Source organism: Solibacillus sp. FSL K6-1781, assembly GCF_038630735.1.
Taxonomy (GTDB): Bacteria; Bacillota; Bacilli; order Bacillales_A; family Planococcaceae; genus Solibacillus; species Solibacillus silvestris.
In genome coordinates this window covers 1,148,189-1,164,045 of record NZ_CP152038.1, presented here as the reverse complement: position 1 = coordinate 1,164,045, position 15,857 = coordinate 1,148,189, and the positions used below count along the sequence as shown (strand labels likewise).

14 protein-coding genes are annotated in these 15,857 nt (G+C 35.1%); all 14 read right to left on the bottom strand.

The window, feature by feature from the left end:
* On the bottom strand, positions 1 to 1,725 hold the full coding sequence (locus MHH37_RS05550) for an ATP-grasp fold amidoligase family protein (protein WP_342575344.1): 1,725 nt from the start codon (positions 1,723 to 1,725) through the stop codon (positions 1 to 3).
* A 52-nt stretch (positions 1,726 to 1,777) separates the two neighbouring features.
* A complete protein-coding gene (locus tag MHH37_RS05545) occupies positions 1,778 to 2,521 on the bottom strand; it encodes a WecB/TagA/CpsF family glycosyltransferase (RefSeq protein ID WP_342575343.1) in 744 nt (247 codons plus the stop codon).
* 27 nt (positions 2,522 to 2,548) lie between these two features.
* The gene (locus MHH37_RS05540; RefSeq protein WP_342575341.1) at positions 2,549 to 3,766 is read right to left on the bottom strand and encodes an O-antigen polymerase; all 1,218 of its coding nucleotides are present in this window, start codon (positions 3,764 to 3,766) and stop codon (positions 2,549 to 2,551) included.
* A 72-nt stretch (positions 3,767 to 3,838) separates the two neighbouring features.
* Positions 3,839 to 4,525: a sugar transferase gene (locus MHH37_RS05535; protein ID WP_342576215.1), complete on the bottom strand. Its 687-nt coding sequence runs from the start codon at positions 4,523 to 4,525 to the stop codon at positions 3,839 to 3,841.
* A gap of 8 nt (positions 4,526 to 4,533) precedes the next feature.
* Positions 4,534 to 5,862 carry a UDP-glucose/GDP-mannose dehydrogenase family protein gene (locus tag MHH37_RS05530; RefSeq protein WP_342575340.1) on the bottom strand — a complete coding sequence of 443 codons (1,329 nt, stop codon included), beginning with the start codon at positions 5,860 to 5,862 and terminating at the stop codon, positions 4,534 to 4,536.
* Positions 5,859 to 6,758 (bottom strand): UTP--glucose-1-phosphate uridylyltransferase GalU, encoded by a 900-nt coding sequence (gene galU / locus MHH37_RS05525; protein WP_342575339.1) that lies wholly within the window; start codon positions 6,756 to 6,758, stop codon positions 5,859 to 5,861. Before galU ends, MHH37_RS05530 begins: the two co-directional genes overlap by 4 nt.
* Before the next feature lie 108 nt (positions 6,759 to 6,866).
* Positions 6,867 to 7,799, bottom strand: a complete 933-nt coding sequence (locus tag MHH37_RS05520; protein WP_342575337.1) for an LCP family protein — start codon at positions 7,797 to 7,799, stop codon at positions 6,867 to 6,869.
* 124 nt (positions 7,800 to 7,923) lie between these two features.
* Entirely contained in the window at positions 7,924 to 8,922 is a 999-nt protein-coding gene (gene galE, locus MHH37_RS05515; protein WP_342575336.1) for a UDP-glucose 4-epimerase GalE, read from the bottom strand.
* Positions 8,923 to 9,093: 171 nt separating this feature from the next.
* On the bottom strand, positions 9,094 to 9,600 hold the full coding sequence (locus MHH37_RS05510) for a VanZ family protein (RefSeq protein WP_342575335.1): 507 nt from the start codon (positions 9,598 to 9,600) through the stop codon (positions 9,094 to 9,096).
* Positions 9,601 to 10,054: 454 nt separating this feature from the next.
* Positions 10,055 to 10,852 (bottom strand): TIGR00282 family metallophosphoesterase, encoded by a 798-nt coding sequence (locus MHH37_RS05505; protein WP_342575334.1) that lies wholly within the window; start codon positions 10,850 to 10,852, stop codon positions 10,055 to 10,057.
* A 233-nt stretch (positions 10,853 to 11,085) separates the two neighbouring features.
* Positions 11,086 to 11,811, bottom strand: a complete 726-nt coding sequence (locus tag MHH37_RS05500) for an NAD-dependent epimerase/dehydratase family protein (RefSeq protein WP_342575333.1) — start codon at positions 11,809 to 11,811, stop codon at positions 11,086 to 11,088.
* Positions 11,812 to 11,872: 61 nt separating this feature from the next.
* The gene (locus MHH37_RS05495; RefSeq protein WP_342575332.1) at positions 11,873 to 12,826 is read right to left on the bottom strand and encodes a glycosyltransferase family 2 protein; all 954 of its coding nucleotides are present in this window, start codon (positions 12,824 to 12,826) and stop codon (positions 11,873 to 11,875) included.
* Positions 12,827 to 12,853: 27 nt separating this feature from the next.
* A complete protein-coding gene (locus MHH37_RS05490) occupies positions 12,854 to 13,765 on the bottom strand; it encodes an ATP-grasp fold amidoligase family protein (RefSeq protein WP_342575331.1) in 912 nt (303 codons plus the stop codon).
* Positions 13,766 to 14,085: 320 nt separating this feature from the next.
* The gene (locus MHH37_RS05485; protein ID WP_342576214.1) at positions 14,086 to 15,729 is read right to left on the bottom strand and encodes a phospho-sugar mutase; all 1,644 of its coding nucleotides are present in this window, start codon (positions 15,727 to 15,729) and stop codon (positions 14,086 to 14,088) included.
* Positions 15,730 to 15,857 lie beyond the last annotated feature (128 nt).

The following is a 15,857-nucleotide window of genomic DNA, read 5'->3' as shown; positions in this document are numbered from 1 at the left end:
TCATATTCTAATCAATCTATTGTTCAAGTTTTCTTTTCTTAAGATCGTCAAATCGATTAACTGCCCCATCTTATAATCAACGCCCTCAGCATAATCTGTATCTAAACAAGCTCCAGGTGTAAATGTCAGTTCGCCAAAATAGATCTTATCATTATAATAATAAAAATCTGCTCTTACATAAGTGAACCCCTTACTTAGTTCCCTTGCCATCTCCAACATTTCTTTTAATTTCTCAGGTTTTTTAATCTCTTCTTTGAAGTTTATACTATCATTTGTAAAGGGAATCATTTCCCAATCACTATTGAACATAATGTGTTTTTTTTCGTTCGTTCCTCGATCCAATACGATGTCCAAAATTTTTGGTTCCCCATGAAAACAATGTATTTTGTAGTCTACTGGTAATTTGTTATTTCCTTTTTCACCCAAATATTGTTCTGCAATTATGCGCGGTTTGATTTTAGAATAATGCGATTCGCCCATCAGCAATGAATAATCAATTATCATCCACTTTTTTAAGTGTTTTATGGCACTCTCTTTATCCAAGGTATTCTTATTAGAACATATAATATTAAAGCCAGACCCATGTGTACACTTCAGTACAAAACTGTTCGGCAATTGTTCAAAATCAATTTGTTCAGTACTTTCATACGTTTGGTATAAATCAACTAATATATCGGAGTAACCTAATTTACTGACATAATCTCTTACTAAAAATTTATCTGTACAGAGCGTTTTTAAAGAATTTTCTTCGTTAAATTTTAACCACATTAATTTTTCATTAAATGTTTGAGGATTTTTCAAATTCAAACGTTTTCTAAACTTTTTAAAATATATTAACTTACTGGCAAATACAGGTGAACTTTTAACGATTTTCGTAAATAAGAACCGAATAACCTTTAAAATTATCTTTTCTAAAAATCGACTCTTCTCTACAATATTTTTATCTACTTTTAATAAACTAGCCTTTAACAATATCTTTCCCAAATTCAAAAAATGTTTTTGCTTTTCTTTTATTGACAGCGCTTTAATTTGTTGGCGATATTTACTGTGAATTTTTAAATGTCCATTTACAACTGCCTTAGGGTTAGTGGAAATTCTTGTACCCCCATGCTCTAAATATAAAACTAAAGGTTCTGCAATATAATCAATTTCACAAACTTGGCCTATTCTTATAAATAAATCCCAATCTTGGCAACTAGGAAGAGTTACATCAAATCCTCCTACCTTATCAATTAATGCTTTTTTTATCAATACAGAAGATGTAGGTCCTACATAATTTTTCTTTAAAATACTCTTACTAATTTCTCCTCTAACTTTTGGAACTAAGATTCTTTCAAATTGTTTATTTATAAATTTTATCCCTGTATACACTAGACCAATATGTTGCTCTCTTTCAAAAAGCGCTATCTGTTTTTCTAATTTCGTAGAAACCCATTGATCGTCTGAATCTAAGAAAGCAATTAGTTGACCACTTGCTTTTTTTAAACCTATATTTCTTGCTGCTGGCGCACCTTGGTTTTTATTTAAACGAAAATAACAAATTCTACCATCATTTATCTTACTTATTAACTCAGCAGTATTATCAGAAGAATTATCATCAATTATAATAATTTCAAATCTTTTATAAGTTTGATTTAATACACTTTTAATAGCTTCCGTTACTAGTTGGGCTCTGTTAAATGTGGGAACTATTATACTTACTAAAGGATTATAGTTTGCAGTCATGTAATCACCCTTTCATTCGAAATTTACAGCAATAAAAACAATTTATAATTTTTTATGAGTTCAATTTCATGAATAATATCTTTACTACATAATTTAAATTTCCATATATATATCTCTTATATAATCTTCTCGGCTCCTGAAATAGTCTAAAAAGCCATTCGAAACCTGTTTTTTGAAAAATAATTGGAGCTCTTTTTACATTGTTCGCATAATAATCAAATAGCCCCCCACAAGTAATTATTGAATTTACTTCAAGTAAAAAGAGATGCTTCTCTACCCATTTTTCTTGAAGTGGATTTCCAAATCCTACAAATAAAACATTCACATCCAAAGAATTTATAATATCAATGATACTTTTACTATCTGTATCCTTGTTAAAATATCCATGATGTGTCCCAACAATATTCACATTAGGATATATTTCCGAGAAATTCCTTTTAACTGTCTCAGCTGTATCTTGTTCTCCTCCCAACAAAAATATATTTAAATTGATTTTGTGCATATTTAAATAATTCATTAATTCCGGAAAGAGATCAGTCGTTGCGATTCTTTCTTTTGCTACAGGTAAATTAAGAATTTTTTGTGCATAAATTACACCCATCCCATCAACATAAGAAATATTATCCTTTTTATCAATAATATCCCTGTACTCTTTATCATTCCAATATTTAAGCATACAGTCCGAATTAATAGCATAATAAGCAGTTTTAATTTCGTCATTTATATTTTTTACAATTAGTTTAATGAGTTCCAACTGACTGCCTAAGTATAAATCCTTATCTATAAAAGTCCTCATCCTGCGCCTCCCTTAAAGATAGTGAGCTTATATTCGACTCTCTTTATATACGATTGTTGTTTTATTAAAAATTGTAGCTACTAATAGGAAGTACATTATCATTAACCAATTTGTCCCATCTATATCTTCAAAAATAAAGAGAAGAGGCATCATTAATATTGAAATTTTAATTACCGTCTTATCGATACCCACTCTAGTAAATAAAATTTTTACAGTTATTATTACAAAAATTGGTAAAACTAAAATAACTCCTGCAATTCCCGTTCTATAAAATAATCCTACATAGGTCGAATGAGACCCTAGTGGATAACCGATTAATGAAGTGACTTTTACACCCATACCGATTATTGGGGATTCAACTAGTGTGATTTTTATACTTTCAACCATTAAATAAATTCTACTAACATTACTACCTTGACGTGCATTTAATAATTCCTGGAAAATAGATACTGCCTCGTTATAAGCATTGGTATAAAATATCATTAGGGAGAATATTGAAAGACTAAAGAAAGAAATAGCAATAAATAAATTTCTATTCATTTTTGTATAAGTAAAATAAATACTTACTATTAGTAAATAAGTTAACATGATGACATAGCCACTTCTTGAAAAAGAGCCAATTATTGGAAGTATACCGAGGATCATTAATAGTATTTTAAGAATGTAATTTTTAAAATACTTCAAATATGATAAAAAGAGTGGATAGAAAAACATAAAAAACATAATTATTAAATTTGGATAATCCATAAAACCGACAAACCTAATTACCTGCATATTGCCAAACCATTCTGTGTAATATAATTCTCTATTGAGCATTTCAAATCTGGGGAACTTAGTAATAAAGTAAACAATTATACTGCATATCCATAAAATGATTAAAATACAGTAATTAATAAATGTAATTTTTTTTAAATGATCTAAATCGAGTGGAATTACTTTAAAAATCAAGTAAAAAAACAAAGAACATACCCATATGCTAAAAGTATTTACAGTAGCAAATATTCGCTCTAATTCATAAGAATTCCCAATAAGATTGACGATAATTGAAAATAAATAAATTGTAATAAATGCCAACATAAAATAACTTAAAACATCAAAATTTAGTTTATGTCTACGAAGTAAATAAACTAATACAAGGGTAATTCCAACAAATTGAATTTCCTTGGGGACTATTATAATTGGCCATAATAAGTAAAATATAAGAAAATCTTTCTTTATTTTTGTTTCATTGTGTAATATAGACACTTAGTATTTACCTTTCTTGTAAAATCAGGAAATTTATTCTATTTCTTAAAATTAATACATTTTCATTCTTTTCTAATAGGCATTTCTAGATCCGAATAACACAAAAATAGTTTTATAAATTAGTTTTATATCAAGAAATAAATTTCTTTCATTGATATATTTTAAATCCATTTCAATCCATTGCTCAAAACTAATGTTACTTCTCCCATTTACCTGCCAATAACATGTAAGCCCAGGTGTTACTCTTAATCTTTGCATTTCATAACTGGAGTATTTTTCAACTTCTTCAGGTAATGGTGGTCTTGGACCGACTAAGGTCATTTCACCTTTTAACACATTAATGAGTTGAGGCAATTCATCTAAACTCGTTTTCCGTATAAGCCTACCAAATTTGGTGACTCTAGGGTCTTGTTTCATTTTAAAAACAGGTCCTGATGCTTCATTTTGATGCACTAAAAGTAACTTTAATTCCTCGGCATTCGTTATCATCGAACGAAATTTATAAATTCGAAATGTTTTTCCGTTCTCTCCAACACGAACCTGTTTAAAAATTACTGAACCTTTTCTATCCTCTAACTTTATTAAAAAAGCAATAATGATACATATCGGAAATAATAGAATAATTCCCAATAACGAAAATATGATGTCAATAATTCTTTTACTAACCAAGTAAAGTTTGTTATTATTTATTTGAATTTGTTGCATTGGTGTGTTTTGGTCTTTAATAATTTTTTTTGACTCTCTAATGGACTGAAACATCACTTTAATCACCGACTTTCCAACAAAGGGTAATGTGGTTTTAAGGTGCTTCTTCCTATAGAATAATATTCATATTGAAATTGTTCCAATTGGTTTATTTCAAAACAATTTCTCCCATCAATAATCAACGGGTAATTCATCCTATAAAAAATCGATAAATTTATATTTAAAATTTCGTCCAATTCTGTCAGAATGAGCACTGCATCGGCCTGTTCGATTGCGCTCTCAATTTTTTCTACATAATGGACAGACGAATCTAAAAATTTCCTTGCATTTTCTTCCGCAATGGGATCATAAGCATAAATTATTGCTCCTGCTTCGATTAACTCATTAATAATAGGGATTGATGGCGCTTCACGCATGTCATCCGTTTTTGGTTTAAATGCTAATCCAAGAACGGCAATTTTTTTATCTTGAACTCGGGGCAGTTGCTCGTATAGGAAAGATAATACTTTTCTTTGTTGTTTTTTATTTACATTGACTACACCTTTTAATACTTCAAAATCATACTCCACATTCCCGGCAATTTGGATTAATGCTTTTGTATCTTTTGGGAAACAAGAGCCGCCATAGCCAATTCCCGCTTTTAAAAAACCTGGCCCTATTCGTTTATCAAGTCCCATTCCAACTGCAACCTTTTCCACATCAGCTCCTACTCGTTCGCAAATATTAGCGATTTCATTAATGAAACTAATTTTTGTTGCTAAAAAAGCGTTAGAAGCATACTTAATCATTTCTGCACTCCGAATATCTGTTGTGTAAACTGGAATATTTAATGGACGGTTCACCTCAGCAACAATATTGGCTGCCTTTTCACTCTTAGCACCAATTACAATGCGATCTCCTTGAAAAGTATCCAAAATTGCAGATCCTTCTCTTAAAAATTCAGGATTTGACACTACCTCTATCGAAATATGATATAATTTAGTACAATCGATTATTCGCTGTAATCGATCGTTCGTGCCAACCGGTACGGTACTTTTTGTCACAACAATCGTATCTTGCTTGGCAGTTAGTGCGATTGTTGTGGCTACTTGTTCTACATATTGTAAGTTAGCGGAACCATCATCATTTTCCGGTGTTCCGACAGCAATATAGATCACTTGTGCATTACTAAATCCCTCTTCATAATTCGTTGTAAAATTTAATCTTCCAGCTCCTATATTCTTATTCATCAATTCTGATAAGTTAGGCTCGTATATAGGAGAAATTCCTTTTTTCATTTTGTCTACCTTTACTTCATCGATATCTACACACGTCACATGATGGCCAATTTCAGATAAAGTGACACCTGTTACTAATCCTACATATCCTGTACCAACTACCGCTACTTTCAACTGATTCCCTCCTTTAACGGTAATTTTAAAGTATTATTATATGTTTGCTCCAGAAATTTAAGTATATCGGCGGCCAGCTCCTCATTTTGTAGAGCAAACTCAATTGTCGTCAATATAAACCCTAGCTTTTCGCCTACATCAAAGCGTTTCCCTTCAAAGTTATATGCATGGACGGGCTGTTTTTCATTTAGTTTTTGAATCGCGTCAGTCAACTGGATTTCTCCTCCTGCCCCAACTTCCTGAAGCTCTAAAAACGTAAAAATTTCAGGCGTTAATACGTAACGCCCCATTATTGCAAGATTTGATGGTGCACTTCCCAACTCAGGTTTTTCAATAAATTGTCTTACGCGATACAATCGATTTTCGTTGTTAATTGGGTCGATTATACCGTAGCGATTTGTCTCTTCATGTGGTACAGATTGAACACCAATAACAGAAAATTGGGTTTGCTCATATTGTGCGATTAATTGCTTTATACATGGTACTGTTGCTTGTACAATATCATCACCTAAAAGCACAGCAAATGGCTCATTTCCAATAAACTTACGCGCGCACCAAATGGCATGCCCTAATCCTTTTGGCTCTTTTTGGCGGATATAATGAATATTGACTTTCGAAGATTTATTCACCTTTTCCAACAAATCAACTTTCCCTTTTTCTATTAAATATTGCTCAAGTTCTACATTTCGATCAAAATGATCTTCAATTGCCCGCTTTCCTTTTCCAGTTACGATAATAATATCTTCAATACCCGACTGAATTGCTTCATCTACGATATATTCAATAGTAGGGCGATCGACAATCGGTAACATTTCTTTAGGCATCGCTTTTGTCGCAGGCAAAAATCTTGTACCTAATCCCGCTGCTGGAATGATGGCTTTTTTCACTGTTCTCATTAAAGCACCCTTTCAGTATCCAATTCATTTAGGTCTTTCGAAGTTTGATTGTATTTTATATGTTACCTATAGAGGCTTTATCACTAATAATCTAATTTAAATTCATACCTACTCTTCAGTTTCTCGTTCATTCTTTATTCCTAAATGCTCTTGTAAATTATTTTGAACATCAGAAAGTTCCTTCTCATCCGGCACATAATAATAAATTTTGTTTTTTATCATCGATGTCCCGTCATTTATGTGAAGTTGCTCAATGTTTTTTAAACTATCACCGTAATTTTTTTGAAGTTTATATAAATCATTAAATGGGATATTCATTTCTATATTTTTTTCTACTGTTTTGAAAATTGATTTGTAGTTCCAAACCGTATTTAGGGACAACCCTTCCTTTAAGACACCCTGGATAACCTGCTTTTGTCGATTTTGTCTGCCAAAGTCACCTGTCGGATCGTCATAACGCATGCGAACATATTTCAGAGATTTTACTCCGTCCAATGTCAATTTACCAATTGGAAAGTGCTCATTTTCATAATAAAAATCTAACCCATTATCAACTGTTATACCTCCTACAATATCAACAATATCAACAAAACCCTCCATATTAACTTTCACTACATAATCTACCGGAATCTCTAAAAAATTTTTTACTGTTTTAATTGACATTTCCATTCCTCCAAAAGAGTAGGCATGATTAATCTTATCTTTAAATCCTTTACCTACAATCTCGGTATACGTATCTCGAGGTATGCTAAGCATTTTTGTCGTTTGGAGCGATGGATTAACTGTTAAAACAATCATCGTGTCTGTACGACCAGAATCTCCACTGCGCTCATCTACGCCTAAAAGCAATGCTGAAAACGGTTCTGCTTTTATTTTTATGTCAACAGGTTGTGAACGAATAGTTGAATTATCAAGTTGAAGAGGGGTATAGATTTCATTTGCAGTACTTTTAATATCTCCGTATACATTAAGTAAGACAATCAGCAATACTATACAAAAAAGAATAATAATGCCAATTCCCCACTTCCATCTCGTCTTCATGAAGTGCCTCCTGATTAGTTTATTAATTATTCTTGATTAGTTAAAAGTAGATTGGCGAAGTAGGATTAGCTAATGCCACTATATTAGGATAGATAGAGTAGGATAGTTAGAAAATAATTAAGGCTTATACTTCTTGATAGTTTTGCTCAAAGCGCCATGCATCACGGCACATGCCGATTAAATCGCGTTTTGCTGACCATTGTAGTTGTCGCTGTGCTTTTGAAACGTCTGCATAACACGATGCAATGTCTCCTTGTCTTTGTACCGAAATTTTAAAGGGAATTGTAATTCCAGTAGCTTGTTCAAATGCTTTTACTAACTCTAATACTGTTGTGCCACGACCAGTTCCCAAGTTATAAATATGAACCCCTTCAGTCATTTGCTCCATCGCAGCCACATGTCCTTCAGCTAAGTCCATAACATGAATATAATCACGTTCCCCTGTACCATCAGTTGTTGGGTAGTGATTGCCGAATATATTTAAAAATGGATGTTTACCTTTAGCGACTTGTGTAATATATGGCATAAGATTGTTAGGAATGCCAGTTGGCGACTCGCCTATCAATCCACTTTCATGTGCACCAATCGGATTAAAGTAGCGCAATATGGAAACAGAAAATGCCTGATTGGTTTTAGCGATATCAGTTAAAATTCGTTCACACATTACCTTTGTCTCGCCATACGGATTAGTAGTTGGCATTAAGACCATTGTTTCAGTAAACGGGGACTTATTTTCTCCATACACTGTAGCAGAAGAACTAAATACAAATCGGTTCACATTAAATTTCTGGCATGCATTTAGAATGGATAGTGTACTCATGAGGTTATTTTCATAATATTCCAACGGTTTTATTACTGAATCACCGACTGCTTTCAATCCAGCCAGATGAATCACACCGTCAAATGAATTCTTTTCGAAAATCCTTTCAACCGCAGATTTATCCGAAACATCTATTTTACAAAAAGAAATATCTTGATTTGTAATTCTCTTAATACTCTCTATGGAATATTTGCTACTATTTCTCAGATTATCTATAACCACTACTGAATGTCCTGCCTCAATTAATGCAATACAGGTATGCGAACCGATGTACCCTGCTCCGCCCGTCACTAAAATATTCACGATATCCCCACCTTAATACATGTTTAACTATTAATTCGAATTATTAGTAGTTTTAGCATATTCATACGGGTGAGAAACTATTCATTTCTCCTAAAAAAAGAGAATAGAATCTTGTATTCGACAAGGTTCTATCCTCAGATTAACAATATGTTTTATAGAATAATTCACTATCTACCATTGCTCACGATCATATTTATGCACACTAACTTTCAAAGACTCTTGTTTAGATTGAGCCATTCTGGATTTTCTTATCATACCAATAAGAGAGGCAATAGTAATACCAGTAGTAGCTCCTACCAAATCAATTAGAACGTCTTTTACTTGAGCACCCCTGCCGAGAACAAATAATTGATGAAATTCATCGGTAACTGCGTAAATCATACAAATAATTAGCGCGATTACTACACTGCAATAACCTTTTATCCCACTTATTTTTAGTGCCAGCAGCGCAGAAATACCGAGGAGAAAATAAATATTGAAATGCGCATTTTTCCGGACAAGATAATGAATCTGATCTAATTTCATATTTTCTATTGGTGTCACTTTTTCCACAATCTCTATCAATCGTTTTGTGATCATTGTACTCAAATCTCTCGATTCAAATACTGATTGTTGTGAAAAATAAAAAATGAGCAACATCCATAAAACTACTATCAGCCAGGCCACTATTTTTCTCATCTCTTTTCTTCCACCCTTTTAATGTAAGCCATATCGTATACGACATTTCAATTCAATACGTTTATTTCCATATTCTTTCCGTTTTATTCTATTTTCTACTGCCATACTTTTAAATTCATTCGATTTTACAGGGTTTATTATATGTGCTGCAATTACAATCCTCAATATGCATGACTTTCCACTTAAATTATAACCATTAATTCTCAGTTTCAAGAAAGTTGCCAGCAATTTGCACTCTACAAAATTTGATGCTCAATTCTAGACGGATAATATCACCTTGAGCTGTATAATCTTCTATTCCCCCTGCTTAATCCTCAATTTCCATTTATAATTCTCAATTGCAATTAATAAAAACCCGTAACTAAATTCACCCGAACAAAAAACACCTATTACTGACTGCAAAAGGCGGTTGCCTCTCATGTCAGTGATAGGTGCTTAAATCTTCAATGTCTACTTAGCCGCGAAACGGATTATCTTCATTAATCATTACACGTTCCTGGCGAATCGCTTTACCTGTTTTGTCATCAATTTCTACGAAGAATGCACTTAAAACAGCGCGGCCTTTTTTCGGTACTTCATAGCGTGCAGGCATATTTGTAAGGAATTTATAGATGACATTGTCTTTTCCCATGCCCAACACTTCATCATATGGACCTGTCATGCCAACGTCTGTAATATATGCTGTACCGCCTGGATAAATGCGGTTGTCCGCTGTTTGGACATGTGTATGTGTCCCGACAACGACAGATGCTTTGCCGTCCAGATGCCAGCTTAATGCGATTTTTTCGCTTGTCGCTTCAGCGTGGAAATCGACAAATACGATTGGCGATGTTTTTTTCGCTTCTTCGACCATTTCAACTGCCATCGCAAACGGATCTTCATGCGGTGGCAAGAATACGCGCCCGTGCAGATTGATGACTGAAATCGTCACACCATTTTTCGATACTTGTGTCACCCCGCGGCCCGGCGCATCTTTTGAAAAGTTTGCCGGCCGGACTAAGTAATCCGCATCATCGATAAAATCAAAAATGTCTTTGTTGTCCCATGTATGGTTCCCCATCGTAATGACATCGACACCCATTTGCAGTAAATCATTATAGATCGCACGTGTAATGCCGCGCCCTGCTGCAGCGTTTTCACCGTTTGCAATCACTACATCCAGATTATATTTTTTCTTCAATCGAGGCAAATACTGCTCCACAGCATCGCGACCGATTGAACCGACGATATCGCCAATAAATAATACCTTCATTTTTAAAAACCACTCTTTCTGCTCTCATCAATTACGCCTTGGCGTAATTGCGTCCAGATTCGGATTGCGCTAGCGCAATTAACTCCTTTTCCGAATCTGTGACATCCGCCGGGGCGTTCACTTCCATCAGTGGTATTTCCACTGATGGAAGTGAATCATCTGTCCATTTTACCACTGTTTTCACGCTAGACGCAAAAAAACTGCTACAAATTGAATTGTAACAGAGTAAGAAGCTAACATTTTGAGTTTTCATGCCAATTCCAGGCATCTTCAATCATTTCATGTACATTTCGGTCCGCCTGCCAGTCAATTTCCTGCTGCAAATTTTCCGAGCTAACTGCCGATAAATCATATATTTTATAAGCCAATTCGCCCCGCTCCAGCGCTTCAAGCACCAAAACATGGGCATTCGCTACATCGGTCACATTGTTAAAACCCCGAGTGCCTGTCCCTTCAGAAATTGCATCTTCAGGACTTCCACTAATCGAAGCTTGTACATTCGTACTCTTACAATAACGAAGAACAATTCCATTCATATCATAAGCTTTTGTATAAACTTCCAGCATCTGTTCAATCATGCACTTTTGCTCAAGTAACTTATTTTCCTCTGTAACAGCTGAAGATAACACAATATTTTTCACTCGGCATGCCCTCATAACTTTCAATAACGCCAATGTGCCACCGACATTATTTTCATAATAATATTCAGGATTCCCCATTGCTTCCTTGACTGAGTCCGATGCTGCGAAATGGACGACAGATTGAACTGGAAACAACGTGAATATTTGTGTTAGACGTTTCTGATCTGATAAATCGCCTTCAATAAAAATAGCCCGCTCATCAACTGATCCGCGGTGTCCTGTGGATAAATTATCATACACCACGACCGGCCCTTTTTCCAGTAATAAATTTACGACATGGCTTCCAACATAGCCTGCTCCACCAACGACTAATATCACAAATATTCCCCCTTATCAGCTCCGAATTTTACTTATAATGTAACGAGTTTGCCCACACTCTCTAAGCCCTTACTCTATGAACCAACCGGAAAAATGTCGGATACACCCTCATTTTCACTAATGGTTTCATGATGCGCAGATTCCATGGAAGCTGGGAAAAATTCTTGCTTTCCCGGATGATTTGACGTTCCAGCGATTTCACCTGTCGTGAGTTGGACGTCGTTAACAATACATGATGATAACGGTGAATATATAAACGTAAATTTAAACCTTCCATCACATTGCGGTATTGCCTTTTATCAAAAAACTGCTTCAATTGCGCATACGTTTGCGCATGTGAATGGGCAATAGACGGACTATAATTATTCATCAGCATGTCTTCATATTGCACAAAGTTGTACTGCGCTTCGTTCACAATAGCAATCTTCTTCGCAAAAGATAAGTACTGCGCGATAAATCCGACATCTTCAAAAAACGGATGATTATCAAAATATAATTGTTCCCCCATAATGATGGAACGTAAAAACAGTTTGTTCCACGGCACAATATATGCTTCATTATGCTTTGTAAGATAATAGTTAACAGGGTTCGGTTTTGTTAACAGTGCTTCATTTACTTTCACCTGTTTTTTGCGCTCCGTTTCTGGCCAGTATTTCGTATAGCCGCATAGTACGAGATCCGCATGCTTCTGCTCTGCACGCTGTACAAGCTTTTCATACATTGTACTTTCCACAAAATCATGCCCATCAACGAACGCAATATATTTTCCGGCAGCTTCCTGCATCCCGTAATTTCGCGCTTCACTTAACGTAAGGTTTTGCGCGTTAAATAAACTGAAACGTTCATCTTCGCTGACAAACTCTTCACAAATAAGAGCCGTTCCTTTAGAAGAACCATTGTTCATAATCAGTATTTCAATCGCTTGCAATGTTTGCTGCTGCAGGCTTTTCAGACATTCTCTTATCGAATATTCAACATTATGTGTTGCCACAATAATAGACACAATCGGTATCATGGAAATCCTCCTAAATAGTTAAGGTGATTAATATTTTGAACGGGCTACAGTAACTGGATGCCTCGACTTCCCAATATCCAAATCAAGCCATTGCCCAAGCTTCAGACTGTCATCTTCTTGTATTTGGTTATTTAAACAAGCGTCCGGTGTAAACGTAAAGTTGTTAAAATAAACTTTTTCATCTACTACCTTTAAATCGATCCGTACATACGTAAACGGCTTGCTTAGCTTTTTCGCAATAGCGAGCAGTTCGTCCAACTGTGCAGGTCTTGCTTTTGCTTCGTCAAACGGATGCTTTTTCTTTAAATAATTCGTATTGAACCAATCCGGTGTTAACATTAATGTTTGCTCTTTCGGTGTAAAGCGGTCGAAAGTGGATTCAATAGTCTTCGGTACCCCATGGAAACAATGAATGTTGTACTCTTGTACATCATCGCCAGTCGATGATTCGATTAAACGTTCGATAATAATTCTAGGAATGATTGATGAATAGTGAGGCTCCGCATATTTCAGCGAATAATCCGTTGCCATCATTTCCGCTAATTGCAGCCTAGTTTCCCGATAATCCATTTCACGTTTGTTCTCACAAATAATTGTCATGCCCTCGCCGTGCGAACATTTCAATACGAATTTCCTCGGCAATTGCTCGAAAATAATATCTTCCACTTCATCAAAAATACCGATCAGCGGCGGCAGTAAATAGTTGTAGCCGACTGTGATCATATATTCGCGGGCCTTCACCTTATCAGTAAATCTTCTTTTAAATTCAACATCCTCAAATAGTTTGAGCCACATTAATTTTTCATTGAAGGTTTTTGGGTTTTCCAGGTTTAAACGGGTTTTGAATTTGTTCCAATATAATAATTTACTTGCGGCAATTGGGGATAGCTTTACGACTTGTGTGAATGCATAGCGCTTTGCATGTAATGGGATTTGCATAAACGAATCACAGCTCCTTCTATTATTTTTTCACATTTTAACTGGTTGTAATTAAGTAAATTAGTGAAGTTTTAGCTGTGAATAATAGAGTGGCAATGGTAGTGTTTTAAAGGTGAAATATGATTGTTAAAATTGTATTAGATAGGCCGAATAACGATTTGTTGTTTTCAACTATTTTGGTGCATTAAAATAGACTCTATAAATATCTTTCTATTAGTATAGTCTCGAAACATCTAATATATGCCTACTATTCAAGTTTTTCTTCTATTAAATGTAAAAAGGTATTTAGAATATTGTCATTCTAAATACCTTTACATCATCTATATAAAACTCAATTTTAATTGTTCCAATCGTTCAGCAGCTTGACTTGCACTTTCACCCGTCACACCAAAATAGTATTTACATTTTGGCTCGGTTCCGGATGGACGGATGGCGATCCATGATTCGTCTTCCAGTTTAAATTTCAATACATTTTCTTTCGGTAAATCGATTGGTAGCTTATCACCTGTAATCGTAGTTGCTGTCGCTGTTAAATAATCTTCGTATAGAACAACTTTTTTACCGGCGATTTCAGCCGGCGGATTTTGGCGAACTGTATCTAACAGTGCGGCCATTTCCTCTTGACCCGATTTACCTTCGAAAACTTTTGAAATGAGTGCTTCTTTGTAATAGCCAAACTGCTTGTACACATTTTCTAGGGCATCAAGCAATGTTTTGCCTTGTGACTCATAGAAGCTTGCCATTTCCGCTACTTTTAACGCCACTTGTACGGCGTCTTTATCGCGTACGAAGGATTCGATTAAATAGCCATAGCTTTCTTCATAGCCGAACAAATACTTATAAGCACCCGACTGTTCATATTCGGCGATTTTTTCAGCAATGTATTTGAACCCTGTTAACGTATTGATTGTCTTCACACCATAATGAGCAGCAATTTTTGCTCCTAATTCCGATGTGACAATGGTTTTAATCATGACGCCGTTTACAGGGAGTGTTCCGTTACTTTGCTTTGTCTTTAGAAGATAGTTTAACAGTAGTGCCCCCAACTGATTACCAGTTAGAAGTTCGTAAGATTGACCATTTCTTACTGCTACTCCTAGACGATCTGCATCCGGATCAGTTGCGAGCAGTAAATCAGCACCAACTTTATAACCGAGCTCCATTGCCATTTCGAAAGCTGCTGCTTCTTCGGGATTGGGATAAGGAACTGTTGGAAACTCACCATCTTGGATCCCCTGCGCTTCAACGACATGTACTTCATCAAAACCAAATGCCTTCAGCCCTTCACATACAGGTACTAAACCCGCCCCATGAAGTGGTGTGTAAACAAGCTTCATATTGCTTTTTACAGGCTGTTCTTTTAGTTGAAGCAGACTCGTTTGATAAGCTTGGTCAATCTTTTCTAAAATATATTGACCATACTGTTCAAACTCCGCTGTTTCAATTGCAAAAATATCTTCTATTTTATCCATATAAGAAACAATCGCATCTGCCCCTGCAGGTACAAGTTGTGCTCCGTCTGCACCGTATACTTTGAAGCCATTATATTGTTTCGGATTATGGCTTGCCGTAATAACAACACCCGCATAGGTGTATAAATAACGCACTGCAAATGAAAGCTCCGGGGTCGGACGTGATTCACTGAACACATAACTATGCACACCATATGCTCCTAAAACTTTCGCTGTTTCTATCGCGAATTCTTCCGAAAAATGACGTGTATCATAAGCAATTACCACACCTCTTGTTTTCGCTTCTTCGCCGCCTTCACATACATACTGTGCAAGACCTGCCGCTGCACGGCGCACAGTATAAATGTTCATACGATTCGTGCCAACACCTATTACACCACGCATACCACCTGTACCGAATTTCACATATTGATAAAAGTGATCTTCTACTAACTTGTTGTCATTTGTAATTTCTTCAAGCTCTTTCTGCAAATAGTGGGGTAGCTTTGCCATTCTCCACTCCTCAACTTGCGTTTGATTCTTAATCAATTAATCACCTTCATTTGCATTAATAATTTTCTTTTTTATATTCTTGAATCTAAAATTTATTACATGTATTGCTTAAATATATTTTCAGCAGA